23 protein-coding genes and 1 other RNA gene are annotated in these 25,829 nt (G+C 62.1%); 7 read left to right on the forward strand and 17 right to left on the reverse strand.

What is annotated here, in order from left to right:
* Nucleotides 1-89: 89 nt before the first annotated feature.
* From AO692_RS01135 to AO692_RS01175, 9 genes are all read right to left on the reverse strand, one after another.
* Nucleotides 90-884, reverse strand: coding sequence for a thymidylate synthase (locus AO692_RS01135; RefSeq protein ID WP_054308182.1), 795 nt, complete (start codon nucleotides 882-884; stop codon nucleotides 90-92).
* 148 nt (nucleotides 885-1,032) lie between these two features.
* Nucleotides 1,033-1,344, reverse strand: coding sequence for a DUF2853 family protein (locus tag AO692_RS01140; RefSeq protein WP_054308183.1), 312 nt, complete (start codon nucleotides 1,342-1,344; stop codon nucleotides 1,033-1,035).
* 250 nt (nucleotides 1,345-1,594) lie between these two features.
* Nucleotides 1,595-2,542: a substrate-binding domain-containing protein gene (locus tag AO692_RS01145; RefSeq protein WP_054308184.1), complete on the reverse strand. Its 948-nt coding sequence runs from the start codon at nucleotides 2,540-2,542 to the stop codon at nucleotides 1,595-1,597.
* 62 nt (nucleotides 2,543-2,604) lie between these two features.
* Nucleotides 2,605-3,609 (reverse strand): ABC transporter permease, encoded by a 1,005-nt coding sequence (locus AO692_RS01150; RefSeq protein WP_054308185.1) that lies wholly within the window; start codon nucleotides 3,607-3,609, stop codon nucleotides 2,605-2,607.
* 12 nt (nucleotides 3,610-3,621) lie between these two features.
* Nucleotides 3,622-5,157 carry a sugar ABC transporter ATP-binding protein gene (locus tag AO692_RS01155; RefSeq protein WP_054308186.1) on the reverse strand — a complete coding sequence of 512 codons (1,536 nt, stop codon included), beginning with the start codon at nucleotides 5,155-5,157 and terminating at the stop codon, nucleotides 3,622-3,624.
* The gene (locus AO692_RS01160) at nucleotides 5,154-6,329 is read right to left on the reverse strand and encodes a Gfo/Idh/MocA family oxidoreductase (protein WP_054308187.1); all 1,176 of its coding nucleotides are present in this window, start codon (nucleotides 6,327-6,329) and stop codon (nucleotides 5,154-5,156) included. The genes AO692_RS01155 and AO692_RS01160 overlap by 4 nt, the downstream gene beginning before the upstream one ends.
* 2 nt (nucleotides 6,330-6,331) lie before the next feature.
* On the reverse strand, nucleotides 6,332-7,393 hold the full coding sequence (locus AO692_RS01165) for a sugar phosphate isomerase/epimerase (protein WP_054308188.1): 1,062 nt from the start codon (nucleotides 7,391-7,393) through the stop codon (nucleotides 6,332-6,334).
* A 40-nt stretch (nucleotides 7,394-7,433) separates the two neighbouring features.
* Nucleotides 7,434-8,744: a xylose isomerase gene (gene xylA / locus AO692_RS01170; protein WP_054308189.1), complete on the reverse strand. Its 1,311-nt coding sequence runs from the start codon at nucleotides 8,742-8,744 to the stop codon at nucleotides 7,434-7,436.
* A 78-nt stretch (nucleotides 8,745-8,822) separates the two neighbouring features.
* Complete coding sequence (locus AO692_RS01175; RefSeq protein ID WP_054308190.1) at nucleotides 8,823-9,848, reverse strand: LacI family DNA-binding transcriptional regulator; 1,026 nt, start codon at nucleotides 9,846-9,848, stop codon at nucleotides 8,823-8,825.
* Nucleotides 9,849-9,985: 137 nt separating this feature from the next.
* Here AO692_RS01175 and ssrA point away from each other — a divergent pair.
* Together ssrA and AO692_RS01180 are read left to right on the forward strand one after the other, a co-directional pair.
* Nucleotides 9,986-10,344: a transfer-messenger RNA gene (gene ssrA, locus AO692_RS32100) on the forward strand.
* A gap of 137 nt (nucleotides 10,345-10,481) precedes the next feature.
* The gene (locus AO692_RS01180; protein WP_054308191.1) at nucleotides 10,482-11,030 is read left to right on the forward strand and encodes an AAA family ATPase; all 549 of its coding nucleotides are present in this window, start codon (nucleotides 10,482-10,484) and stop codon (nucleotides 11,028-11,030) included.
* 208 nt (nucleotides 11,031-11,238) lie between these two features.
* Here the strand turns inward: AO692_RS01180 and AO692_RS01185 are convergent, their stop codons facing one another.
* Nucleotides 11,239-12,444, reverse strand: coding sequence for a multidrug effflux MFS transporter (locus AO692_RS01185; protein ID WP_054308192.1), 1,206 nt, complete (start codon nucleotides 12,442-12,444; stop codon nucleotides 11,239-11,241).
* Between the two features lie 164 nt (nucleotides 12,445-12,608).
* Between AO692_RS01185 and AO692_RS01190 the strand changes: the two genes are divergently transcribed.
* From AO692_RS01190 to AO692_RS01205, 4 genes are all read left to right on the forward strand, one after another.
* Nucleotides 12,609-13,289: a TetR/AcrR family transcriptional regulator gene (locus tag AO692_RS01190; RefSeq protein ID WP_054308193.1), complete on the forward strand. Its 681-nt coding sequence runs from the start codon at nucleotides 12,609-12,611 to the stop codon at nucleotides 13,287-13,289.
* A 136-nt stretch (nucleotides 13,290-13,425) separates the two neighbouring features.
* On the forward strand, nucleotides 13,426-13,959 hold the full coding sequence (locus AO692_RS01195; RefSeq protein WP_054308194.1) for an SspB family protein: 534 nt from the start codon (nucleotides 13,426-13,428) through the stop codon (nucleotides 13,957-13,959).
* Between the two features lie 9 nt (nucleotides 13,960-13,968).
* Nucleotides 13,969-14,169, forward strand: coding sequence for a DUF4169 family protein (locus AO692_RS01200; protein WP_054308195.1), 201 nt, complete (start codon nucleotides 13,969-13,971; stop codon nucleotides 14,167-14,169).
* A 7-nt stretch (nucleotides 14,170-14,176) separates the two neighbouring features.
* A complete protein-coding gene (locus AO692_RS01205; RefSeq protein ID WP_054308196.1) occupies nucleotides 14,177-14,410 on the forward strand; it encodes a ribbon-helix-helix domain-containing protein in 234 nt (77 codons plus the stop codon).
* Between the two features lie 22 nt (nucleotides 14,411-14,432).
* Here AO692_RS01205 and AO692_RS01210 read toward each other — a convergent pair whose 3' ends face one another.
* Nucleotides 14,433-14,942, reverse strand: coding sequence for a GNAT family N-acetyltransferase (locus AO692_RS01210; protein WP_054308197.1), 510 nt, complete (start codon nucleotides 14,940-14,942; stop codon nucleotides 14,433-14,435).
* A gap of 64 nt (nucleotides 14,943-15,006) precedes the next feature.
* On the reverse strand, nucleotides 15,007-18,819 hold the full coding sequence (locus tag AO692_RS01215) for an AsmA family protein (RefSeq protein WP_054308198.1): 3,813 nt from the start codon (nucleotides 18,817-18,819) through the stop codon (nucleotides 15,007-15,009).
* Between the two features lie 225 nt (nucleotides 18,820-19,044).
* On the opposite strand from AO692_RS01215, the gene AO692_RS01220 reads away from it, so the two are divergent.
* Nucleotides 19,045-19,452: a DUF3011 domain-containing protein gene (locus AO692_RS01220; RefSeq protein ID WP_054308199.1), complete on the forward strand. Its 408-nt coding sequence runs from the start codon at nucleotides 19,045-19,047 to the stop codon at nucleotides 19,450-19,452.
* Nucleotides 19,453-19,597: 145 nt separating this feature from the next.
* Here AO692_RS01220 and AO692_RS01225 read toward each other — a convergent pair whose 3' ends face one another.
* From AO692_RS01225 to AO692_RS01245, 5 genes are all read right to left on the reverse strand, one after another.
* Entirely contained in the window at nucleotides 19,598-20,740 is a 1,143-nt protein-coding gene (locus AO692_RS01225; RefSeq protein WP_054308200.1) for a Xaa-Pro peptidase family protein, read from the reverse strand.
* Between the two features lie 97 nt (nucleotides 20,741-20,837).
* Entirely contained in the window at nucleotides 20,838-21,869 is a 1,032-nt protein-coding gene (locus tag AO692_RS01230) for a proline racemase family protein (protein ID WP_054308201.1), read from the reverse strand.
* Between the two features lie 10 nt (nucleotides 21,870-21,879).
* A complete protein-coding gene (locus AO692_RS01235) occupies nucleotides 21,880-23,571 on the reverse strand; it encodes an aconitase X (RefSeq protein WP_054308202.1) in 1,692 nt (563 codons plus the stop codon).
* Nucleotides 23,568-24,569 carry a 4-hydroxyproline epimerase gene (locus tag AO692_RS01240; RefSeq protein WP_054308441.1) on the reverse strand — a complete coding sequence of 334 codons (1,002 nt, stop codon included), beginning with the start codon at nucleotides 24,567-24,569 and terminating at the stop codon, nucleotides 23,568-23,570. Before AO692_RS01240 ends, AO692_RS01235 begins: the two co-directional genes overlap by 4 nt.
* Nucleotides 24,570-24,583: 14 nt before the next feature.
* Nucleotides 24,584-25,828: an FAD-binding oxidoreductase gene (locus tag AO692_RS01245; RefSeq protein WP_054308203.1), complete on the reverse strand. Its 1,245-nt coding sequence runs from the start codon at nucleotides 25,826-25,828 to the stop codon at nucleotides 24,584-24,586.
* Nucleotide 25,829 lies beyond the last annotated feature (1 nt).

Raw genomic sequence — 25,829 nt, forward strand, 5'->3', positions numbered from 1 at the left:
CATTCATTCCGACCGCTCCGCCACGGCCGGGCGACTTTGAAGTGGGTTGAAGCGGCTTTAGCCTGCAGCGGCCCGAGGAGTCGTCTGGATCACACGGCGATCGGAGCCTTGATTGTCGCATCGGCGACGTAGTTTTCCAGACGGAAGTCCTCGAAGCGGAAGGCGAACAGATCCTTCACCTGCGGATTGATCCACATCGTCGGCAACGTCTTTGGCTGACGGCGAAGCTGTTCGCGCGCCTGCTCGAAATGGTTCGAATAGATGTGCGCGTCCCCCAGCGTGTGCACGAAATCACCGGGCTTCAGCCCAGTCACCTGCGCCACCATCATGGTCAGCAGCGCATAGGAGGCGATGTTGAACGGCACCCCGAGGAAGATGTCGGCCGAGCGCTGATAGAGCTGGCAGGAAAGCCGCCCGTCAGAGACATAGAACTGGAACAGGCAGTGGCAGGGTGGCAGCGCCATCTGTTCCACTTCCGCAGGGTTCCATGCCGAAACGATGAGCCGGCGCGAATAAGGATTGCAACGGATTTCCCGCAAAAGGTTCTCGATCTGGTCGATCGTGCCGCCGTTCGCATCCGGCCAGGAGCGCCACTGTTTTCCGTAGACCGGACCGAGATCGCCATTGGCGTCGGCCCATTCGTCCCAGATGGAGACGCCGTTCTCATTGAGATATTTGATGTTGGTGTCGCCGGCCAGGAACCACAGCAACTCGTGGACGATCGATTTCAGGTGCAGCTTCTTGGTGGTCAACACCGGGAAGCCCTGCCCCAGATCGTAACGCATCTGATAGCCGAACACCGAACGCGTACCGGTGCCGGTACGGTCACCGCGATCGGTGCCGTTTTCCAGGACGTGGCTGAGCAGGTCGAGATATTGGCGCATCGCTATCGCCCTGATTCGCGGTATTGGCGTTGGCCACGATCATATCCGGCCAAAGCTTGCCAGGCTATTGCCCAGACATACCAAACCACAGCATTCCGGCGCGAGAACGCGCCGGAAACATCGTCATATCGTATAGTGGGCTGAGAGCTTAGAGAGAACCGAGCTTACCGAGGTCCTTGGCGACCAGATAATAGAAGGTCACTCGGCTCTTGGTGTTGTCGGCGCTCATCGCCTTGCAGGTCTTTTCGATCGCTGCGTCGGCCTTGGCTGCATCGGTGACGCCGAGCTTCTTGCCAGCCCAGCTGTCGCGAACGCGCTTCAATTCTTCGGGATCGGTGCAGGACACCAGCGAGGAGTCGCGGTTCCTGAGCGCGATGCCCAGGTGCTTCACGATCTTGTCGACGGCATCGGCATTGGCGCCGGCGTCATACTTCTTAACGTCTGCAAGATAATCGCTCATCAGGAATTCCCCTCATCGGAGCCATGTCTGTCCGGTGAGACAACGACCGATCGAAACCGGATTCTCCACACCGGCGCAAACCTTCGGTTGCACTTCGCCGCAAGTCAAGCCTTGCGGCGAGGTTTGGCACAGCATCACCCTGGAATGCTTGCCTTTTTACGTAAGGGAAAGTGCCTCGAGAATACAAAGGCGGCCCGGCAGAATATGCCGAGCCGCCTCATATCTCCGCCTGGTTAAGAGCGAAAGCTGCTCAGAAGGGCGAATCCGGGAAATAGAAATTTTGGGCGTTGTCCTTGGTGATCAGCGTCGCATCGAGGATGTAGTTGCCGCTTACCGGCACCTGGTCGATCAGCGCCGCCGCCGTCAGTTCCATCGCGGTACCGACCATGGCCGGCGGATAGAGCACGTCGACCGGGATCATCTTGTCGCCGTCCATGACCTTCTTGATCATGTCCTTCGAACCGGCGCCGGCCACGACATACTGGATGTCGGTGCGCTTTGCCTGCTCGATCGCCTGCAGCACGCCGACCGCCATGTCGTCATCCTGGCACCAGACCACGTCGATCTTCGGATATTTGGTCAGATAGTCCTGCATGACCTTGAAGGCGTCATCGCGGTTCCAGTTGCCGAACTGACGGTCGAGAACCTTGACCTTCGAGCCAGCGATGCCCTTGTCGAAACCGTCCTGGCGCTGCTGATCGATCGGGATCGGCAGGCCGCGGATGATGACGACCTCCGCTTCCGGCGTCTTTTCGGCAATGTACTTGCCCGCCACTTCGCCGAGTGCCGGGTTGTTGCCGGCGACATAGAGGTCGCGCACGGAATTGTCATTGCTGGACGGCGCACGGTCGACAAGAGCCACGAACTTGCCCTTGTCCTTCACTTCCTTGATGGCGTTGACCAGCGGATCCGGATCGGACGGCAGGATCACCAGCGCGTCGATGCCTTGTGTTTCCAGATCCTGCACGGCATTCGCCTGACTGGCCGCGTCCGGCGAGGTCTTGACGATGACATTGAGCCCCGGATGCTCCTCCATCAGCTTCTTGGCGATACGTTCGGCATGGAACACCACGCCGGCGGTCCAGCCGTGGTCTGCTGCCGGGATCGAGACGCCGATGGTCTTCTTGTCCTGCGCCTGGGCAACGCTCATCAGCGCCACCATGGCGACCGCTGCCACTCCGATTAGTCGTTTTCGCATTCTTTCCTCCCTTGCAGGTCTGATCAATCAGCGGCCGGGCGACCCGAGAACCCGGCTCTGTTTCAGGATTTCCTCACCAGCGAACGTTGAACAAGCATGGCGATGATGATGATCGCTCCCTGAATGGCTCCGAGCAGGTACTCGCTGACGAAGTTCGAAAGCAGCATAATGTTGCCGACGATCTCCAGGATGAAGGCACCGCAGATCGTACCCCATATGCGCCCCACGCCGCCGCGCAGCGCCGTGCCGCCGACCACCACAGCGGTGATCGCCTGCAGTTCCCACATCAGGCCCGTGGTCGCCGAGGTGGAACCCAGCCGGGGAATGTAGATCAGGCAAGCCACAGCCACGCACAGACCCTGGATGACATAGGTGAGCGTACGCACGCGGCTGACCGGAATGCCCGAATAGTGCGCCACATCCTCGTTGGAACCGACAGCGACGACATGCCGGCCATAACGCGTGCGATAGAGTACGAAAGCGCCGATGGCGGCGGTGATGACGATCACATAGATCGGGAACGGCACACCGAGAATTTCGCCGAAATAAACCGGCCTGTAGAGCGACTGCACCTCTGGATTGCGCAGTGTGATGGCCCCGCCCTGCGATAGCCAGGTGGTCAGCCCGCGATAGATGCCCATCGTGCCGAGCGTCGCGATGAAGGGTTCGATACGCCCCACGGTGGTGATCAGGCCATTGGCCAGCCCGCAGGCAGCGCCTATGGCGATCGCGAGCACTGCCGCTGCAACGATCGTCATCATCGGATCGGTGACCGCACCACTGTTCATGAAGAGAATTGTAAGGCTCGCCACGAACGCCACCATCGATCCAACCGAAAGATCGAGCCCACCCGCCGAGATGACGAAGGTTGCCCCCACCGCGATGATCGCGATGAAGGCGCTGCGGGTCAGCACGTTGAGCAGATTGTCGACACTGATGAAGTTGGGATTGGCGAATGCGCCAAGCACAAGCAGCAGCGCCAGCGCCACGAAGGGTGCCACTGCCCGCAGATCCACATCCTTCCAGGATCGTCTCGCCTTTGCCGTTGCTGCTGCCGTTTCGGTCATTATTCCCCCCGCCTAGGCGGCCTCTCCCGCTTGCACGCCGGTTGCCAGCACGACGATCTCGTTTTCAGTCATGTGGTCGCCGGCCACCTCGCCGACGATGTGTCCCGTCCTCATCACCAGGATGCGGTCACACAGGCCGATCAGTTCCGGCATCTCGGACGAAACGACGATGATCGACCGACCTTCGGCCGCCAGCCCGGCGATGAATTTGTAGATCTGCTCCTTGGTGCCGATATCGATGCCGCGCGTCGGTTCGTCGATGATGACGATCGACGGATCGAGCATCATCATCTTGGCAAGCAGCAGCTTCTGCTGGTTTCCGCCAGACAACTGGCCAGCCAGCAGATCCTTCCTGCCCGTGCGGATGTCAAACTCGGCAATCGCCTTGTCGAGCGCCTCACGCTCGCGGGTGCGGTCCACCTGCCACCAGCGCACGAAACGGCCCAGCGAAGCCAGCGTGAGATTGAGCTTGAGATCCTTTGTAAGCAGCAGGCCCTTGCCCTTGCGGTCTTCCGAAAGGTAGGCGATGCCGGCCTTCATGCTGTCATGCACGTTGACGAAACTGGCCGGCTTGCCGGCAAGACGTACCGTGCCGCGCGCTGTTCGCAAGCCGACCATGCCTTCCATCAGTTCCGTGCGGCCGGCGCCAACGAGACCCGCGAATCCCAATATCTCGCCTTTGCGCAACTGGAAGGAAGCGTGCTCGGCATAGCCGGGCACGGACATGTCCTCGACCTCCAGCACCACTTCGCGCGCGCCGGTGGCAGCACGGTCCGGATAAAGCTTGGCCACGTCGCGCCCGACCATCAGCCTGGCCATGTCGACGGGCTCGACCTCGCTGGCATCGCGCGTCGTCACCAGCCGTCCGTCGCGCAGCACCGTCACCTTGTCAGCAATGCGCTTCACCTCCGGCAGGCGATGCGAGATGTAGAGGACAGCAGTGCCCTTGGCACGGATATCGGCGATGACCTTGAGCAGCGCCTCCGTCTCCACGGGTGTGAGCGAAGCAGTCGGCTCGTCAAAGATGACGAGGCGGTGCGGCACCAGCAGCGATCGAGCGATCTGCACAAGCTGGCGCTGAGCGATCGACAGCCGCCCTACCGTCACGGTCGGATCGATATCACCGCCGAGTTCGCGGATCGCCTTCCGCGCGCCCTCATTCATCGTCTTGTCGTCGACGACAAGACCCTTGGCGATTTCACGCCCCAGATAAACATTCTGGGCAACGGTCAGGTCCGGCGCGAGCAGGATTTCCTGATGCACCAGGACGATGCCGCGATGCTCGGCATCGACAGGTCCGGAAAACACCACCGGCTGGCCATCGATCCTGATCCCACCATCCGTCGGCTGCAAATGACCGGACAGGATCTTCATCAAGGTCGATTTGCCGGCGCCGTTCTCGCCGATAATCGCGTGCACCTGGCCGGCCTCGACGACCAGGTCGATGCCTTTCAACACCTGCACCGGGCCAAACGACTTCGAGAGCCCCGCAACATTCAGCAGCGGAGCAGCGCTATCGGTCGGTGCAGGTGAAGGTGCCGAGTTCATCCCACCTTCGTCCACACATTGCCGCCTTTCGACGAAGCGACGGCAGCCTGGATGAATTCCATGCCCTTCAGACCGTCTTCGACGGTCGGATAGACCACCTCGGCATCTGCCTTCCTGCCCTCACGGGCAGCACGTATGGCGCGCGCCGCCTCGGCATAGATCGTGGCGAAACCCTCCAGATAGCCTTCGGGATGACCGCCCGGAACACGGGTCACTCTGGTAGCCTCCAGCCACGCGCCATTGCCGCCGCGAGTGAAAAGCTGCTTCGGCTGGCCAAACCGGGTGAACCACAGATAGTTCGGATCGGCTTGAACCCATTCGAAGCCGCCCTTGGTGCCATAGACGCGCAGTTTCAGCCCGTTCTCGTGGCCGACGGCGACCTGGCTCGCCCACAGCATGCCGCGCGCGCCGCCTTTGTAGCGGAGCAGGATCTGCACGTCGTCGTCGAGCAGCCGGCCGGGCACGAAAGCGGTCAGTTGCGCCAGAAGCTCGTCCGTCTCCAGACCCGTCACGAATGCCGCGAGGTTGTAGGCATGGGTGCCGATGTCGCCTATCGCGCCGCCAGCGCCGGAGCGTTTGGGATCGGTACGCCACTCCGCTTGCTTGGAGCCTGAAAGTTCGGCGCGTTCGGTGAGCCAGTCCTGCGGATATTCCGCCTGCACCAGCCGGATATCCCCCAATTCACCGGCGGCCACCATGGCGCGTGCCTGCCGGATCATCGGATAGCCGGTATAGTTGTGGGTGAGCACGAAAACCTTGCCGGTCTTCTTCACCAGATCGACCAGTTCCTGCGCTTCGGCGACCGTGGTGGTGATCGGCTTGTCGCAGATGACATGGATGCCGGCCTCCAGGAACGCTTTCGCCGCCGGCGCATGCATATGGTTGGGCGTAACGATGGAAACCGCCTCGATGCCATCTGGCCTTGCGGCTTCCGCCCTGGCCATCTCCTCGAACGAGCCATAGGCACGGTCGGTCGCGATGCCGAGATCGAGCGCCGAGGCTTTCGCTCGTGCCGGATCGGATGAAAGGGCGCCGGCGACCAGATCGAACTGGTCATCGATGCGGGCGGCGATGCGATGCACGGCGCCGATGAAGGCGCCCTGCCCGCCACCGACCATGCCGAGCCGGATGCGACCGCCTTGCGTCTCCTGCTTGCTGCCTTCGATCGCCATGGTCAGCTCCTGTCCAATCCGAGCATCTTGCGGTTCGCGGCATCGTCTGTGCCCGCGCCGGCAAAGTCGTCGAAGGCATGTTCGGTCACGCGGATGATGTGATGCTTGATGAATTCAGCGCCTTCACGTGCGCCGTCCTCGGGATGCTTCAGCGCACACTCCCACTCCAGCACCGCCCAGGAATCGAAATCATAGGCGGTAAGCTTGGAGAAGATGCCTCCGAAATCGACCTGGCCATCGCCAAGCGAACGGAAGCGACCGGCGCGATCCACCCAGCTCTGGAAGCCGCCATAGACGCCCTGGCGGCCTGTCGGATTGAACTCGGCATCCTTCACGTGGAAGGCCTTGATGCGCTCATGGTAGATGTCGATGTAGTCGAGATAGTCGAGCTGCTGCAGCACGAAGTGTGACGGATCATAGAGCAGGTTGGCGCGGGCATGATTGTTCACCCGTTCCAGGAACATCTCGTAGCTGACACCGTCGTGCAGGTCTTCGCCCGGATGGATCTCGTAGCAGAGGTCGACGCCGTGTTCGTCGGCATGATCGAGCAGCGGTCTCCAACGCTTCGCCAGTTCATCGAAAGCGGCTTCGACGAGACCGGCTGGACGCTGCGGCCAGGGGTAAACATAAGGCCAGGCAAGCGCGCCAGAGAAAGTCGCGTGCGCCTTGAGGCCGAGATGCTTGGAGGCCAGGATCGCACGCTTGACCTGATCGACCGCCCATTCGGTGCGGGCGACCGGGTTGCCCCGAACTTCGGGCGCGGCGAAACCGTCGAAGGCCGCATCATAGGCCGGATGGACGGCCACGAGTTGGCCCTGCAGATGCGTCGAGAGTTCCGTGATCTCCAGACCATGGCTTGCTGCCACGCCCTTCACTTCGTCGGCGTATCCTTTGGAATCCGATGCCTTCTTCAGGTCGAACAGGCGGGCATCCCAGGTCGGGATCTGCACGCCCTTGTAGCCCAGGGAAGCCGCCCACTTGCAGATGGCGTCGAACGAGTTGAACGGCGCGGCATCCCCGGCGAACTGCGCCAGGAAAATGGCCGGTCCCTTGATGGTCTTCATCGAACTCCTCCCAATTCAGGCAACCGCATGCGGGCTGCGTTTACACATAGCGGTTGACGATATTCTCCAGGTACTCCTGCCGCCCGGAACGCGGCTCCGGTTCGATACCATCCGTGACGACCTTGGCGGCAAGATCCTCGAGGGTCGTTCCGCCTGAGAGCACCTTTTTTGCCGCTGCGCCCGTCCAGCCGGCGTAACGTGCCTCGAGCGGATCGGACAACGCCTTGTCCTCGATCATGCGCGCGGCAGCCTTCAGGCCGCGCGCGCAACAGTCGATGCCACCGATATGGGCGATCAGCAGATCCTGCGGGTCGAGTGACTGGCGACGCAGCTTGGCGTCGAAATTGGTGCCGCCGGTGGTGAAACCGCCTGCCTTCAGCACCTGGTAATAGGCCAGTGTCATCTCCGGCACATTGTTGGGAAACTGGTCGGTGTCCCAGCCCGACTGGTAGTCGTTGCGGTTCATGTCGATGGAACCGAAAATGCCGAGCGCGTCGGCAAGCGCCAGTTCATGCTCGAAGGAATGGCCAGCCAGAATGGCGTGCCCCTGTTCGATATTGACCTTGACCTCCTTCTCCAGGCCGAAATCCTTCAGGAAGCCATAGACCGTCGCGACATCGTAATCGTACTGGTGTTTGGTCGGCTCCTGCGGCTTCGGCTCGATCAGGATCGTACCGTCGAAGCCGATTTTGTGCTTGTAGTCGACAACCATCGAGAGGAAGCGGCCAGCCTGCTCGCGCTCGCGCTTGAGATCTGTGTTGAGCAGCGTTTCGTACCCCTCACGACCACCCCACAGCACATAGTTCTCACCACCAAGCCGCTTCGTGACGTCGATGCATTTTTTGACGGTGGCGGCAGCGTAGTAGAACACCTCCGGGTCCGGATTGGTGGCAGCGCCTGCCATATAGCGGCGGTGCGAGAACAGATTGGCCGTACCCCAGAGCAGCTTGACCCCGGTCTCCTGCTGCTTCGTTGCAAACATATCGGCGATTTCGTCAAGACGCGCAGCGCTCTCTGCGAAGTTCCTGCCTTCCGGGCGCACGTCCGCATCATGGAAGCAGTAATAAGGCACGCCGAGAGCCGAGAACATTTCGAAGGCCACATCGGCTTTCAGCCTGGCTGCCTCCATGGTGTCGGCGAACCAGGGGCGCTCGAAGGTCTGGCCGCCGAACGGATCCCCGCCCGGCCAGGCGAAGGAATGCCAGTAGGCCACGGCGAAGCGCAGGTGGTCCTCCAGCCGCTTGCCCAGCACAACCTCGTCCTTGTTGTAGAAACGATAGCCAAGCGGATTGGTCGAATCCGGGCCTTCATATCTCACTTTGCCGATATCGCCGAAAAACCCTGTGCTCACCCTAGAAACTCCTCGTATGGTCATGCGCCCGTTTCGTTTCGCGAAACTGTGGGAGGACAGCTCCGCTTCCCTCTGGGCTCATGGCAGATTGTCCCGGATGTAGATTTCGATCCGGATGGCTTCCTGATTGGCGATGACGGGCGTGTCGTCGATCCTGGCCTTCAGCAGCCGGATCGCGCTACGCACCTCATGGCCGGCGTCCTGATTGATGACCGCGTCGAAGATGCCGTCGCGCAGCGCCTGCTTCGAGTGGTCGGTGAGTTCATGCGCAACCACCGTGATTCCGCGATATTCGGCCCTCGACGTCAGCACGTCGATCACACCGCGATTGCCGGCGCCGATGCTGTAGAGGCCTACGACATCGCGCTCGCGATCAAGAAGCTCAGCGAGCAGCGCGCGCGTCACGACCGCATCGTCCCGCCCCTCGATAGCGGGCAAGCATTCGAGCCCCGGAAACTCACCCCTGATCGCCTGCTCGAAGGCGGCGCAGCGCTCGGCATGGTCCTTCACCAGCATTGAGCCCGCGACCAGTGCCACCTTGCCGGTGCGCTCGCCGACGAAACGACCGATCAAGCTCGCAGCGGTGCGACCGGCGGCAATGTTGTCGATGCCAACATAGTGGTCTCGATAGGCTTCGGAGACATCGGAGACGAGAGTGGCAATCGGAATGCCGGCTTCTCTCAACCGCACCAGAGCCCTGCGTACACGTTCGGACTCGGTTGCAACCAACGCAACACCCGACACCTGCCCGGCATCGATCCCTTCCAGCGCCACGGCCAGTGCATCGGCGTCGAAAGTCTTCACCTTGTGGATATCGAGATGGGTGCGGTCGAGAACTGAATAAAGCTTTGCCTGGCTGAGCTCATTTTCCAACCCGAGCATGAAGCTGTTCGAGCCCTCGGGCACGATGAAAAGCAGGTTGTAGACCCTCTGCTTGGCAAGGTTTGCGGCCGAGATGTCGCGCACATAGCCGAGCCTGACGATAGCAGCATTGACGCGTGCCACCGTCTCCGCGCGCACGCCGGAACGCCTGTTCAGCACCCTGTCGACGGTCGCCAGACTGACACCCGCCTCCCCTGCCACGTCATGAACCGTTGGACGCATTCCTCACTCCCGGCGCCGACCTAGCACGGAGTTTTGAGGTACGTAAAGCAGAATCTGATGTACGTATCTCATGACGCCCGTCGGTGGTTCGAACGCCTTGGAGATCTGCTGCGCAAGGCTCTGTTTTCGCTCATCCTGCTATTGAAACCTGGCGAGCCGGTCCGTATATTGGGGACGTCCTGGCAACAGGACTATGGTGCTAAACCGACTGTGCAATAGGCGATCCGGACGCGGTTTCGATACCGCCACCTCCACCATAAACCGTCCTCCGCGCGACGGCTTATGATGGGGGTGAAATGGGTTCGACGGGCGTTGAAAGACAGATCGCTGTACCCGGCATTGTACCACCGTTATCGGGCTAAACTTATAGTTGCCAACGACAACTATGCGGAAGCTCGTCTCGCTGCTTAATGCGGCGCGAACGCTTCAAATCAAGCCCTAGCGGTTCGCACCTCTAGGCGGGGTTCGGAGGCACCTGGCAACAGAAGCCTCCACTTCTCCCCACATCGATACGACTTGCACCAGCCGGTATTTTCGACTGGCCCGCCGATGCATTGCGACGTGTGCGCCCGCCCAAATCCCGAACTTCAGCCGACTGCCCCTATCGGGTTCCTCCAACCATGGAAAACAGCCATGCAGAACCATACCGACCAATTCTTTGTGCTGACCGGCGGCCCTGGATCCGGCAAGACCACGCTCATTGAAGCTCTTGCCGGGGAAGGTTATGCCACCGCACCAGAGGCAGGACGCAACATCATCCAGGATCAGATGACGGTCGGCGGATCAGCCTTGCCCTGGGGCGACAAGGCTCTTTTTGCGGAACTGATGCTGGCATGGGAACTGCGCTCCCACCATACAGCGTCGCGCCTGGCGGGCCCGGTCTTCTTCGACCGCGGCGTGCCGGATACACTGGCTTATCTCAGGCTTAGCGGTCTGTCCGTGCCGGCACACATGGAAAAGGCAGCAGAGCATTTCCGCTACAACCGCCGCGTCTTCATCGCCCCGCCCTGGCCGGAAATCTTCACCCAGGATGCCGAACGCAAGCAGGATCTGGAGGAAGCCGAACGCACCTTTGCGGCTCTGGCTGACACGTACCCCTGTTATGGGTATGAGTTGATCACGCTGCCGCGCGCACCAATTAAGGAGCGACTCGCCTTCATCTTCGAGGAGCTCGATTCGTAGAGCGTCCTGCAAGGAAAATCCCGAGCGGATTCTGATTGCCGCAGGCGAGGAATGCTGCGCCCTGAAGATCATGGCTGAGATTGAAGCGCTTCAGCGTGCAGGCATCGTCCACGTTGCCGATACGCTCAATGCAATTCTGAGACGCAGCTGCCACAAACAAGAAAGGCCGGGCAAAGAGCCCGGCCCGTTTGTCGGTCTTGGGAGAGACTTATTCCGCCGGTGCCTCGATGGGCTGGCGGGTGCGGCCGAGCGTGACCTGCGTCAACGCAAAGGCAATGACGGCGGCGAGCGTAATGCCTGCCACCATGGGCAGCGGCGTTCCGTCGAAGAAAAGGCCGGCCACACCCATCGCCACCGCGCCAATCGCGAAATGCAGCGTCCCCATCAGCGCCGACGCCGTGCCGGCGATCGTGCCATGCTCCTCCATGGCCAGCACCGCGGTGGTCGGGATGACGAGGCCCAGGAAGCCGTAGCCAACGAACAGCAGGCTCGCCATGACATCCAGCCGATCGACGCCGGAAGCCATTACCGCCAAAAGCACCACCATCGCGGTGGCGTAGCCGACGACGGCGACCTTTACGACTCGCTTCAGTCCGAAGCGGTCGGCGAGCAGGCCTGTCATCTGCGACATGCCGATAAAGGCAACCGCATTGATCGAAAAGAACACGCTGTAGAGCGACGGCGAAAGGCCGTAGTGATCGATCAGGATGAAGGATGAACTCGCCAGATAGACGAAAAAGGACGCGATTCCAAAGCCGCCAATGGCAGTCAATCCGAGGAAGTTGCGGTCATTGAGCAGGAACCAATAGCCCTTCAGCGCCGAGCCGAACGAGGAGCCGACACGATCCTCGACCGGACGGGTCTCCTTCTGGGCAGTGGCCAGGAGGACGATTGCGACCACCGCAGCCCCGGTCAGCACCCAGAACACCGCGCGCCAGCCGAGTGTTTCGATGATCAGGCTGCCGGAAAGCGGTGCCAGGATCGGCGACACCGAAAACACCAGCATCAGCAACGACATCAGCTTGGCGGCCTCGTTACCGGTATGCATGTCACGCACGACTGCGCGCGGGATTGCCATGCCGGCGCTGGCACCCAGCCCCTGCAGGAAGCGGAACGCGATAAGCCATTCGATGTTGGGTGCCATGGCCGAGCCGATGCCACCGACGATGAACAGGGCGAGACCGGCATAAAGCGGCGGCTTGCGACCGAACATGTCGGACAGCGGACCAACCACGATCTGACCAAAGCCCATCGACAGGAAGAAGATCAAAAGGCTCATCTGCACGGCTGAGGTGCCGGCATTGAGATCGGCACCTATCGAAGGCAGCGCCGGCAGATACATGTCGACGGCGAAGGCACCGACCGCGGACATAAGGCCGAGCAGCACCGCGGTGCGGAGGAAATGCGCGTTCATGATATGGCTCTTTCAAATCCGGTTACTGCCGCGATGCGGCATCTAACCCAAGGACGTTCCATCCCTTGAGATGCCGACACGAGAAGCGCTGCATCCCCAAATCTTATAGTCCAGAAAATTAGACACTCTTGTCTAATTTGTCAATCACAGCTATATAGATTTTTATGAGCCAGACAATTGCTGCTGACATTCTCCCCCCGCGCGGCCACGAAGCCAAAAGGGTCGCGATCGTAGATGCTGCCATGGCCGTCTTTTGCCGAGAAGGTTTCGCTGGCGCCAATATCGACCTGATTGCTGCGGAAGCGGGCGTCTCGCGCCAAACCGTCTACAACCATCACGGCGACAAGGAAAAACTGTTTGTCGCGGTGGTGCATGAACTCACCGAACGCTGCAATGCCGGCATTTTCGCCACTCTGGCCACCTTTCCCGATCAGCCCAAGGATATTGAGGCAGACTTGGTCGCCTACGCCGAGCGTATGAACCGCAACTGCATCTGCAGCCGCGACGGCAAATTCCTGCGCAAGCTGATCCAGACCGAGGGCGAACGTTATCCCGAACTCTTTGCCGAATGGCGCGAGAACGGCCCAGGCACCACACTTCCGGCACTCGCCGCGCGCTTTGCGCGCCTTGCTTTCGCGGGCCACCTCACCATCGACGATCCGGATGTGACGGCCCGCCATTTCATTGCGCTGATCAATGCCGAATTGCAGATCGAATTCATGATGGGCATTCAGCCGAGCCAGGAAGAAGTTCTGCAGTCAGCCACCAATGGTGTGCGAACGTTCCTGCGGGCCTACGGCGCCCGTCAGCCGGCTTCTCGCCAGCGCGAGACGGCATTGGCCTGAGAACAACGTCGCGAAAGCGTCACCCAAAGACGGCTTTGGTGTTGGCGGCTGTGCCGGCGCCCTCTATATGCGGTTTACGAGCCCGCCAAGCTTGATTACAGCTATGCGGACGATTCAACCGGAACCGCCCAGGCATATGGCCGACGACCACATTCGCTACGACATCCTGGCCCAGGAGGCTTTGCGCGGCGTGATGCGCAAGGTGCTGGCGGAGGTCGCGCGCACCGGCCTTCCGGGCAACCACCACTTCTTCATCACCTTCCTGACGGGCGCACCGGGCGTACGCATTTCATCGCGCCTGCGCGAGCGCTATCCCGAACAGATGACCATCGTCATCCAGTTCCAGTACTGGGACCTGAAGGTAACGGAAGCCGGCTTCGAGGTCGGTCTGTCTTTCTCAGACATTCCGGAGAAGCTGGAAATCCCGTTTTCTGCGGTGCGCGGCTTCTACGATCCGTCAGTGAATTTCGAACTCGAATTTGACGTCCGAACCGAGACGGCGGATGAAGCGGAAGACAAGCCGGCAGCCGAGCCTGTCGCACTTGCTCCCGAAAAGAAATCCGAATCGAAGAAGAAAGCGGCGGCCGAACCTGAGAAGCCGGAGGCCGATGAACCCGCCGCCGGCAAGGGTGCCGAGGTCGTCTCGCTCGACGCCTTCCGCAAGAAATAATCCGGAACCATGGCCGAGATCGTCAATCTCCGCCAATTCAAGAAGGGCAAGGCGCGTGAGGAACGCGCCGCGGCGGCTGAACAGAGCCGTGCCTTGCACGGCCGCAGCAAGAGCGAAAAGCTGCGCGATAAGCTGCAAGCCGAAAAAGCCGAGCGCCTGATCGATGGCCATCGCCGCGAGCCGGGCTCCTCATCCCCCGACAAGAGCTAAGCCGCAGGTGAGCCTGGTCGAAAAACGCTCGGTCACCATTCGTGGCCACCGCACGTCCTATTCGCTGGAAAAGCCGTTTTACGACGAACTTGCAGCCATCGCCGAAAGCCGAGGTCTCACTCTCGCCTCGCTCGTGGCCGAGATTGACGAACAGCGCTCCCGTGAAGCCAACTTGTCATCGGCGCTGCGGCTTTACGTGCTGAACTGGGTGAAGCAGAGCCCAAGTAAAATCGCGTTGTGAAATTTCTACAGGCCGGAGCGCTTCATGGCCCAACGCGTTTGGCCATCATCACTTCGTCGATCTCCCTGCCCTCATGGATCAGTCCGGCAGGCAGGCGGCCGATTTCGGCAAAACCCTCGCGTGCATAGAAGCGCTGCGCTGCCGGATTCTCCACGCTGACGGTCAGTTCCAGTTGCAGGATACCTTCTTGCTGCGCATATCGCGTAAGCGCATCCAGCAATGCCTTGGCCGTACCTGCGCCCCGCTCACTCGCCCGCACGTAGACCATGACGATTGTGGCTCGGTGACGCGACTTCGCCGATTGCTCGCACAACAGCCCCATCAGGCCGACCGGCTCATCGTCCCGAAAGGCGATGAAGACCGCACCACTGGTCACGCGCCGCAACCATTCCTGGTCAGGCAGCACCTCCCAATCCTGAACACGACTGGCGAAGGCCGCCGGCTCCAGCCGCAACGCTTCCAGCCGTATATGCTTGAAGGCATCCACATCGTCTGGACCAGCCAATCGCACCGTTGCAATGCCCGTGTTCATGCCACTTGTCCTTTCAGGCGCACGCAGCCATGGCACCCTCCAAAGGCCTCCGGCGGCGACGCGCTTATTGCAGCGTTTTCAGGAAATCCTGGATCGAAAAAGGCTCCAGCTTGCGCACCGGCGCGCCCGGTTCGGCAGGTGACGGCTCGGTTGCCCGGCGCTCGGCGTCCAGCTTTGCCTTCTCTTCTTGCGCCGTACGGATCGCAGCTTCGGCCTTGCGTCGCTCTTCTTCGGCAGCTTCCGCAAGCGCTCTTTCGGCACGCGCCTTCTCTTCAGCCTCGGCTCGCGCCTTTGCTTCCGCATCTGCCTTGGCTTCGGCCTCCGCCTTCAGTCGCGCTTCTTGCTCGGCCTTTCGTTTCTCTTCCTCGATGCGACGCTTTTCTTCCTCCGCGCGGTCACGTTCCTCCTGCAGGGCAGCGTAGTAACGAGCCTCGCGCCGCAACCGTTGCTTTTCCAGCAGCGCAGCCTGCATGGCTTCCACCCGCTGCTGCTCTTTCTCCAGCGCGCGCTGGGTAAGGAACTGCGCCAGCGGCGCACTGTCAAAGATGCGTTTCGGTGCCTCGACCGGCCCCTCGACACTATAATTCAGCGCTGGATCTGAACCGATCAGAGCCTCATCGCCCGCCTTGTAGGTGAGTGCGCCACGCGCCGCCACCGTGCCGGCTGCAAGATCGGCGGAAACATCCGCCGACAAGACAGACGTTGGTGTCTCGAAGCTGACCGGCGGTGCGCGCAGCACCCCGCCGGCCAAAGTAAAGGCAATGTCGGCGTCGCGCACGACGAAGGAACCCTGCCCGGCGATCTCCGGCGCGAACGCTGCCGTTCGCGGTGCATCGATATCGCGGCCGACACCATCCGCCCTGGCAAGCAGTGCCGGCAATGCATCGGCGTTGAGATTGGCGATCGTCACGCCCTTGAGCGAGGCGGTTCCCGAACCGGCAAGCGAAGCCACCATCGCGTCGATGGACTTGCCGCTCGTGGTCACGCTGGTGGTAAACGTACCCGCGCCCGAGAGACCGGAAGCAGGCAGAAGCTTGGAAAGATCAGCGCCCGTCAGCGTCGCCTGACCATTGAGCAGCCCGGTACCGTCATTGTTCTTCAGGTCGAACAGGCCAGTGATTTCACCACCGTACAACGTCGCCTTCAATTTGGAGATACCGAGCCCGTCATCGCCAAGCTTCAACGACAGCATCGCATCGTCGGCCGTCACCAGCGGACCGGCCAGCAATTTCACCACAGCCAGTTCGAGATCCGCGCTCACCTGCAGCGCCGGCTTGGCGGCAAACGGTGTCTTCGGCCAACTGGTACCGTCGCCAACCAACGCATCATTGCCGAACAACATTGCCGCCAGCGGGTCGAGATCAAGCGTGTCCAGTGCCAACTGTCCGCTCAGATGAGGCTTGGCGGCATCGAGGTCAGCAGCGACATCGCCGGACAGAGCGGTGCCTGCCGCACTCCCCTTGAGGCCCGAAAAGGCGACGCGGTTGTTGCCATAGTCGGCCTCGGCAGCAAGTGCCACAGGAGCGCCCAGGCCCATGCCGGGCAGTGCAACGCCCGTCGTCATCAGCCAGGGCTCTATATCGGCAGTGTCGAGCGCCACCTTGCCCTTGGCTGCCAGTCCCTGCGGAGTATCGGTCACCGTGCCGTCGAAGCGCGCACGCAGATCCGGACCCCAAAGATTGAAGACAGTCGCAGCGCCCTCGGCAAGTGTACCTCTGGCCGTGATGTCGGTTGTTGCCTCTCCGACCATGCCGAGCGGCAAAGCCGGCAGGCCATAGAGCGCCAGAAGCGCTGCGGCATCTGGGTTCTTGGCGTCGAAGGTCAGCGAGAACGGTGCCTTGGCCACCTCGCCCGGCTGACCATGTGCCGACAGCGAAACAGACATCGCCGAACCGCCGGTTGCTCCTTTGCCGGACAGTGCCAGCCCCGTGCTTCCGTCGCCGTTGTCCGCTGCACTCATCACCACGTCGAGGCGCGTATCCCGGTAGAGGCCGGGAAAGGCCTTGCCACGCTCCGAAAGTGCCGCAAGCAACCGGCTGTCGGGAAAGCGGGCTGCGGCGGCATCGACCAGCGGCGCCAGGTCGGGCGCCAGCAGCGAGGCATCCAGGCTGCCGGTCGGTCCCTTGGGGAAATCCTTCATGCGGCCCGTGGCGCTGATCGACGCACCCGCCAGCCCGCCGATCGACAGCTTGTCGATTTCCAGCATGCCGGCCCGCAGCCGCAAAGCCGTATCCAACTTTTCGGCCGAAAAACCCCAGGCGTCGACCGGTCCAGCCTTGATCTTGGCATCGAGGTCCGCATCGGCGAAGCGGTTTGCTCCCTTGTCCGATACGAAGAGCGCCGCAAAGGCCGTCAGCCCCTCGACATCGAGCGCCCCGCCCTCCAGCCTCGTGACGACGGCCGGCTTGCCGTCGGCCGGCTGGCTGGCATCGATACTGCCGCGAAAACTCGCCTTCCCCAGCGCCAGCTCGAGATCGTCGAATTTCTGCCGGGCATCGGTCAGATCGACTTTGGCGCTGAACCCTGCCGTCGGAAGGCGCCGAACCGCTTCATCGACATCCTGAGATAGCCATGCTGCAAAACCGGAAGGTTGCGCGACCGCAAGCAGCAGCGAGCCGGTGAACCGCACCTTGCCGTCGACCCCAAGCTGCCCATTGGCTTCCAGCGTGGTGCGACCAGGCAAGATCGCGGCCAACGACTTCACTGCCCAGCCGCCCGCGGCCGGCTCGGCAGAAATGGCAACATCGCGAATGGTCGTGTCGCCGGCCACCACTGCCGGCAGCCTCACTTCAACGGAGCCAGGCATCGCCGGTTTCGGCAATGCCAGGAGCACCCGCTCGAGCGCCGCAATGCGCTGCGGCAGCGCTGCCGTCCCTTCCTTGCCAGGCGTTTCCTCGAACTGCACCCGTGCGCCGCTCGCCTCGATGGCGAAGCGTGGATCGGCACCAAGGTCGATCGAAGCTTTGCCGTCGGCGGTATAAGGATTGTCGAGCGGTCCAGTCTCCAGGCGGAATTCGTTGACGGCGAGCTTGTGATGGTCAAGCTCGAATTTGCCATTCAACCGATAGGTAGGTGGCGCCTTGGCGCCTGCACCTGCAGATCCGCCATCCGGCTTCGCCGCGGCGCCCGGCTGGGCTCCATTGTCACCCAGGAAACGAAACTGACCGGAATAAAGAGCCCGCCCATTCTCGACGCCGGCGTTGCCGTCGGCCTCGACCGACAATGGGTAGCCCTCGGGATCGGCCTTGACCCGAAGCGCGATCTTGCCGACCCCATCGGCCTTGCCGGTTGTTACCGAAAGATGCGTAGCGATGCCATCAGCCTTCAGCGCACCTTCAGCGCGCCATGGTCCCGCCAGCGATTTCGCCGACACTGTCGCGTTGATGTCCGACAGCTTGGTGACACGGCCGCTGGCCTCCTGGCGCAGTTCGACCGTCCCGTCGGTCACCGTCAGCTTCTCGATCGCCACTTGAGCCGGGTTGAAAGGAGAGGACGGCCTGACCGCCCAATCCACCTTGCCATCGGCGGCAATGCCGATAGCGACTTTCGGCTTCACCAACCGCATATCGAAGATCAACACCTCGCCGCGCAGGAAGGGGGCGAGTTCAGCGTCCATCGAGAAGGTCTCGACGGTCATCGCGGGCTCGCCACCCGCGCCACCTGCCACGGAGACATCGCTGAAGGTTACCGACGGGAACGGCAAAAGCCGTGCCGTGGCACTGCCCTTAACCGTTACCTTGCGGCCGAGAATGGTGCTTGCCTCCCGTTCGAAGTCGGCACGGTAGCCCGTCCAGTCGATGAGTGGCGGCACCACCAGCGCCGCAAGGAGCGCCAGTACGAACAGGCCACCGAAAATCACGAACAGGCGGGCGAGCATTACCCTGAGACCATTGGATTGAAATGTGCCCGCAATCTAGCGGCAATACTGCGTTGATAAAGTGGCATCTCGCAATCCGTTACATTTGTCGGTGCATTCGTGAATTTCCTTGATCGAAAAATGCCCAAATCTCATAGGGATAATCGCTTTGTTGTCATCCTGCGGCATCTTGTGCGGCCGAGGACGTTTCATAAAATGAGCACACACGGAAAAAGAGATCGCACTGTGATCAAGATTGCCGCCGCTTCACTGATTGGTTTTGCAGCCCTGGTCGGGGTTACCACGTTGCCCGCTCATGCCGGACGCACGGTCACATGCTCGTCCGATGGTGACCAGTACAACGAATGCCAGGCAGATTTCCGTTCCGCCGTCATCGTGCGGCAGAAGTCGGACAGCCCCTGCATCCGCAACCGCACCTGGGGTTACGACCGCGGTTCCGGCACCATCTGGGTCGACGGTGGCTGCCGCGCCGTCTTCGGCGAAGGTTCGCCCGGCCGTCGCGTTGTGCGTCGCTATTCCGACGACCCATTCGGCCCACCGGTGGTCGAACCGCGCCGCTACGATCCCTACTATGATCGCCGCTACCGCGAGCGCCGTGACGACGACGATTGCTTCTATAACGGCGACTGCTGAGAAGCTGCAAATTCGCGGCATTTCACTATGACGGTTTTGCGCGGCTCGACTTCAGTCGGGCCGCTCGACATACCGACACAGATTTTGAGTATCCCGCCCGCTTATGGCCGGCTTGGATCGCAGCGTTCAGCGGCTTCTGAAGACCTCAGCCAAACGGCTCGGTCGGCCCTTTGGCTGGCCTGGTAAACCATTGAGGTCCGTCTTCAGTCATATGGATATGGTCCTCCAGCCGAATTCCGAAGCGCTCGGGCACAACGATCATAGGCTCGTTGGAAAAACACATGCCGGGGCTGAGAAGCATATCGTTGCCCCGGACGATGTATGGTTCCTCATGGATTTCCAATCCGAGGCCGTGCCCTGCCCGGTGCGGCAGACCTGGCAACCGGTAGTCCGGCCCGAGGCCATGGCGCGCCAGGACCGCTCGCGCCGCATCGTCGAGACGATGACAGGGGGTGCCTGGCTGCGCAGCCTCGAACACCGCTTGCTGGGACTCGCGTTCATATCGCCAGATACGTGCATAGTCGGCTTCGGGTTCATCAATCATATAGCTGCGCGTCAGATCGGAATGATAGCCGTCGATGCGCGTGCCGGTATCGACAAGAATGGCCTGGCCTCGCTCCAGGACCTGGTCGCCATCGGCTCCATGGGGAAGCGATGTGGCTGCGCCAAACGAAACGATGCAGAAGGTGGAACCGCCGGAAGCCCCCAGCGCCCTGTGCTGCTCGTCGATGTAACGAGCCACCTCGGAAGCGCGGATACTGGGCTTCATGATCGCATGGGCGCGTTTGTGCACTTCGAGCGTCAGTTCCATGGCATATGTGATCAGCGCGATCTCCGCGGCCGATTTGTAGAGCCGCAATGCGCGGATGAGGTGCGTCCCGTCGCCCAGACGCTCGACGCCCAGGGTTCGGGCCAGAGCGTGATAGATGAAGAGCGGGAGGGCGTCGTCGAGCGCGATCACCCCGCTCGGTCCCGCCAGCGAAGCGACCAGTGCCGCAGGGTTCTCTTCTTCTTCCCAGGTCGCGATCTCAGCGCCCAGATGCGGCAGCGTCTCGACGCGGCTGCGTTCGAAAGCGGGAACGATGTAGGTGAGCGAAGTCGGCGTCACCAGCGCGCCAAGCATACGCTCGCTCTGGCGCCAGACGAGACCGGTGAAATAGCGAAGACTCTCCGAAGAGCCGAGCAGGACCGCGGAGACGCCGTTGGCGTCCATTTTTTCCCGCAGCCTTTGAAGCCGGCCTCGTCTTTCGGCATCGGTGATCGCGGCTGGACGGGCTGAGAGGGACATGTTTGCTCCTGATCAGGATCTTGTAACGGCGGGGTCGGAATGCGCATGAGGCCGCAACCTACTCCGCGATCCGAGCCGCAGTCGTAGTGGCAGCCACCTATGCTTTCTTCGGCCAGGTGTCGGCGAGCCTGTAGCCTTCCGGCCACGGGTCGTCGGGGTCGAGCATGTGCTGATGCGTGCCGGTGATCCAGGCGCGGCCCGAGATTTCCGGCAGCACCGCCGGGCGGCCACCCACGGTCGTGGTACCGACGATGCGGCCCGTGAAGGTCGAACCGATCACCGAAACCGCGGTCAATCGATCCTCCAAGCCCATCTGACCGCGCGCATGCAACACGGCCATCCGCGCCGACAAGGCAGTCCCCGTCGGTGAACGGTCGACCTTGCCCGGCTGGATCGCCACGGCGGCACCGGCACGCAAGCCCTCGACCGTGCGCTCGACTGCACCGGCGAACAGGCAGAACGAGAAGTGCTTCCAGTCCGGATTTTCCGGGTGGTTGAAACCAAGGGCGGCATTGGCTGCGTTGGTGATGCGCACGCCAAGCCGCGCTATATCGAGCGTTTCGTCCGGCTTGAGGGCAAAGCCCATCGCAGCCGCGTCGACGATGACGAACGAGTCACCGCCATAAGCGGTATCGACGGTGAGCGTGCCAAGCCCTTCGACTTCCAGCTTTGCATCCAGGCGCTCGGCAAAACTCGGCAGGTTGCGCACGAAGATGCGCTCGGCCTTGCCGTTACGGCATTCCGCCCGCACGCGCACGAGACCACCAGGCGCCTCCAGCGTGATCTCCGTTACGGGCTCTCGCATCGGCAGGATGCCGCTGTCCAGCAGCACGGTCGAAACGCAGATCGAGTTCGAACCCGACATCGGCGGCGTGTCTTCCGGCTCCATGATGATGAAGGCGGCATCCGCCTCTGGATGTTTGGGCGGCACAAGCAGATTGACGTGCCGGAACACGCCGCCGCGCGGCTCGTTCAGGACGAAATTGCGCAAGGTGTTGTCGCGGGCGATCCAGCGGCTCTGCTCCCAGATCGTGTCGCCCGGCGGCGGTGTGATCCCGCCGACGATCACATCGCCCACCTCGCCTTCGGCATGTGCCGAGATCACGTGGATGGTTTTGGTGCTGCGCATCGGAAACTCCTCAGGAAAGCCAGGCAGGCAGGCGCACCGGTGCGCGCCCGGTAAGTGCCGCGGTCACACAATCGGCAAGGCTGCCGAGGCGTACCGCACGGCCTGACAGGCCCGGCCCGTAGTGGGCGTATTTGCCGGAATTGGTCATCACGGCGCGCGTCCGCGTCGGGAACACCGGCTCTGAAATCGAGCACCAGCACAGGTCTGGCACCACTTGCACGCCGCTTTGTTCAAGCCGCGCCAGCGTGCCTTCACTGCGAGCATCGGCTATGACTGCGTTGCCCGCGGTGACGATGACTGCCGCATCCGGGTGACGTTTGCGTCCGGCGAGCGCGGCCGCCAGCGAACGGCATTCCTCCAGCGATGCGTGCGGACTGCCGATGGCAACGAGTTCGACCGCCTCCGGTCCCGCATTGAGGTTTTTCCACGCTGCGGCCAGGTCGGTGCGCGTGATGACGGCATGGTCGGCGTCGGCTGCACCGGCACCATCGGCTTCAGGCGTCACCCCTTCGACATGCAGCATTGGAGCGGCTGACGTGGTTCCAAACGCCGCGCACAGCGCCTTAAGATCGTCGCGTGACGGTCGAGCTTCGCCAAGTCCACGCAGCAGCGGGATGCGGTCGGGCGCGGCATGGCCGGCGAGATAGCCGAGCAGTGGCCAGAACGCATCGTCGACACCACTTGGAACTTCCACATCGATGACACGTCGGGCCTTGCGGTGTTCGTCGAGATAGACGCCGGAGAGCGGGGCACGTCCCGTCAGGGCAATGCACAGATCAAGGAAGTCCGGATGTTTTGCCGTGCGGGCACCGAGCACGGAATTGGCGAAGATCACCGCATTGGACTCCGCCCAAGCGATAGCCTCACCGCTTTTCGGCGCACTGTCGAGCAGATAGGGCGAACAGGTAAAAGTCGGCCGGCAACCCATGCGCACATAAGCATCGGCAAGGCGCGCTGCAGGATCGCCGAAATCGTGCGCGACACCCTGTGCCTGCCAGTTGGCGCGATCGACCGAGATGGCATTCATAGTCGTCGGAACCCGAACCCGTGCGCCGAGCTCTGCCATCTTTTCGGCGAAGGTCAGATTGGCGGTGCTCGCATAGATGCAGCCGTCGATGTGCGCCTGCGTCACGTCCACAAGGCTGCGCGCGCTCTGCTGAATGGCCATGGCGCAGATGATGCGCATAGCCTGCTGGACGGCAACACCCCCTTGCCCGGCGAGCATAGCACGATCCGCCTCGGTAAGATCCAGCGCGCCACTGGTCGGAGGACCAACAGGGATCGTCGACCCGTCGGCTTCGATCGCCGTATCCCCAATTCGCGCAGTCTTCGCTTGCGATAACGCGGCGAAGGCCTGCGGATCGAGACGCAAGACCGGCAACGGTTTGTCGAAAAGTTCCGATGCGATCAGCGCCCCGAGGGTCAGCACATCCTCGGCTTCCGAAAAGATGAGTGCTGCCGGCGCCCGCCCGTTCAGCACGAGGTCCAGCAACACGCCGGAACCGGTGCAGGAACCGCGGCTCGACGGCATCATCAGGATGGCGCCGGTCAGGCAGCTTCCGTGTAGCGGATGATGCACGTCGATCACACGCGCCGTGGCCGGATCGACGCCGCCCCAAAAGCTCAGTGCTTCCTGTGTCGCGACGACGGCCCCTTGGGCCGTACCGCCAAGGATCGACCGGGCGGGAGAGCTCTCGTTCACTTGACGACGAACCCGTGCGCGAAAGGATCCCGATCGTCGATGAAAATGGTGTTGAAGCCGGTCATGCGGGCCCAGCCGGCGATCGAAGGAACGATCGCGTCGCGATCCGCAACCTTCGTCGCCGCCTCGACACGGCCGTTGAACAGCGAACCGATGATCGATTCATGGACGAATTCGTCGCCGACCTTCAGCTTGCCCTTGGCGGCAAGCTGCGCCATGCGGGCCGAAGTGCCGGTGCCGCAGGGCGAGCGATCGATCGCCTTCTCGCCATAGAAGACCGCGTTGCGGGCATGAGCGCCATCTTGCGTCGGCTTGCCGGTCCATTGGATGTGGCTGAGGCCCTTGATCTCGGGATGCAGCGGATGGACGAACTCGTATTTCGCGTTGAGCGCGGCGCGCAGCTTCGGCGACCAGCCAACCAACTCGCCCGCAGTATAATCGGCCATGTCGCGGAAATTCTTCTGCGGCTCGACGATGGCGTAGAAATTACCGCCATAGGCGACATCGACGACGATCTCGCCAAGCCCCTCGACCTCCGCCGTCAGCCCTTCGGCATAAAGGAAACCTGGAACGTTGGTGAGGCGCACTTCCTCTACGAAACGGCCTTCCTGGCGATAGGTGATGTCGACCTTGCCGGCAGGCGCGTCGATCGAAAGCCTACCGGGTTCGCGCGGCGTGATCAGGCCGTTCTCGATGCCCATGGTGATGGTACCGATCGTGCCGTGGCCACACATCGGCAGGCAGCCCGAAGTCTCGATGAACAGCACTGCGACGTCGCAGTCGGGTCGTGTCGGCGGATAGAGGATGGAGCCCGACATCATGTCATGCCCGCGCGGCTCGAACATCAACCCAGTGCGGATCCAGTCGAATTCGCGCAGGAAATGCGCCCGCTTTTCCAGCATGTTCGTGCCTTCGAGGCGCGGCCCACCGCCCGAAACAAGGCGAACCGGGTTTCCGCAGGTGTGTCCGTCGATGCAGGAGAATGTGTGAGTTGCCATGGGCGGGACCTTGGTCAAAAGCGTTGCGGCGAGAAAGATGTAATGTCGACGGCGGGCCGTTGCCCGGTCAAGAGATCCGCAACGATACGCGCCGTACCCGCCGACTGGGTCAAGCCAAGATGGCCATGACCGAAGGCGTGGACGATATGCGGCGTCGCCCGCGCGGTGCCGATCGCCGGCAGGCTGTCCGGCAGGGAGGGGCGAAAGCCCATCCACTGCACCCCACCCTGCGGCTTCAGGCCGGGCAGGAAGGCCTTCGCCTTCTTCAGCATGGCCTCGGAGCGGCGGAAATTCGGCGGCAGTTTCAGGCCACCAAGCTCCACCGCGCCGCCGACGCGAATGCCGGTGGACAAACGGCTGACGACGAAGCCGTGACCGCCGAAAGTCACTTGCGTACGCAGGTCGAGGGCGTCCTGCGGCAGGGTGGTGTTGTAGCCACGTTCGGTTTCGAGCGGGATGGTCTCGCCGATGGTGCTGGCGATCTTGTGCGAAAAAGCGCCGGCCGAAAGCACGACCTTGCGCGCTCGCCGTACGGTGCCGTCAGCAGCGATGACATCGACTGCATTCTCGAGCGGACGCAACGCGGTGATCTCGGCGCGTTCGACCGCCCCACCTTTCACGCCGAAATGTTCAGCCAATGCGAGCGTATAAAGCCGCGGGTCGGCAATCGAATACCACCCGGGCGTGAAGGTGCCGTGGGTGAAGCGCGGCGCCAGACCCGGTTGGATTTCCGCGATCTCGGCTGTCTTGAGATGCAGGAACTCGATGCCGTGTTCTTCCCGCGCCGCCCAGCCGGGCAGCGAAGCCTTGAATTCCGCCTCGCCTTCATAAACCTGAAGATTGCCTTCCTTGCGCAGCATGGGCAGCGTGCCTGTCTGCCGCAGGAAAGGTTCCAGCTCAGCCTTCGACAAGTCCATCAACGCGGTCTGCGCGGCGGTGGAGTGAGCCACGCGCTTGGGCGAACAGGCGTGCCAGAAGCGGAACATCCAAGGCGCGATCTGCAGGGCGTAGGCCGGCGGCACCGACAACGGCCCGAGCGGATCAAGCAGCCATTTCGGTGCTTTCTTCAGGATGCCCGGCGAGGCGAGCGGCAGGATGTCGGTGAAGGCGAAAGCACCGGCGTTGCCGGCGGAAGCCCCGGCGGCTGGCCCCTCGCGGTCCAGCACCGTGACATTCAGCCCGCGCGCCTGCGCGGCAATCGCCGCCGAAAGCCCGACGACCCCTGCCCCAATGACGATGACGTCGACCTGCTTTTCCATT

Origin of the sequence: Mesorhizobium sp. 1M-11, from assembly GCF_001303895.1 — a bacterium.
Classification (GTDB): Bacteria; Pseudomonadota; Alphaproteobacteria; order Rhizobiales; family Rhizobiaceae; genus Mesorhizobium.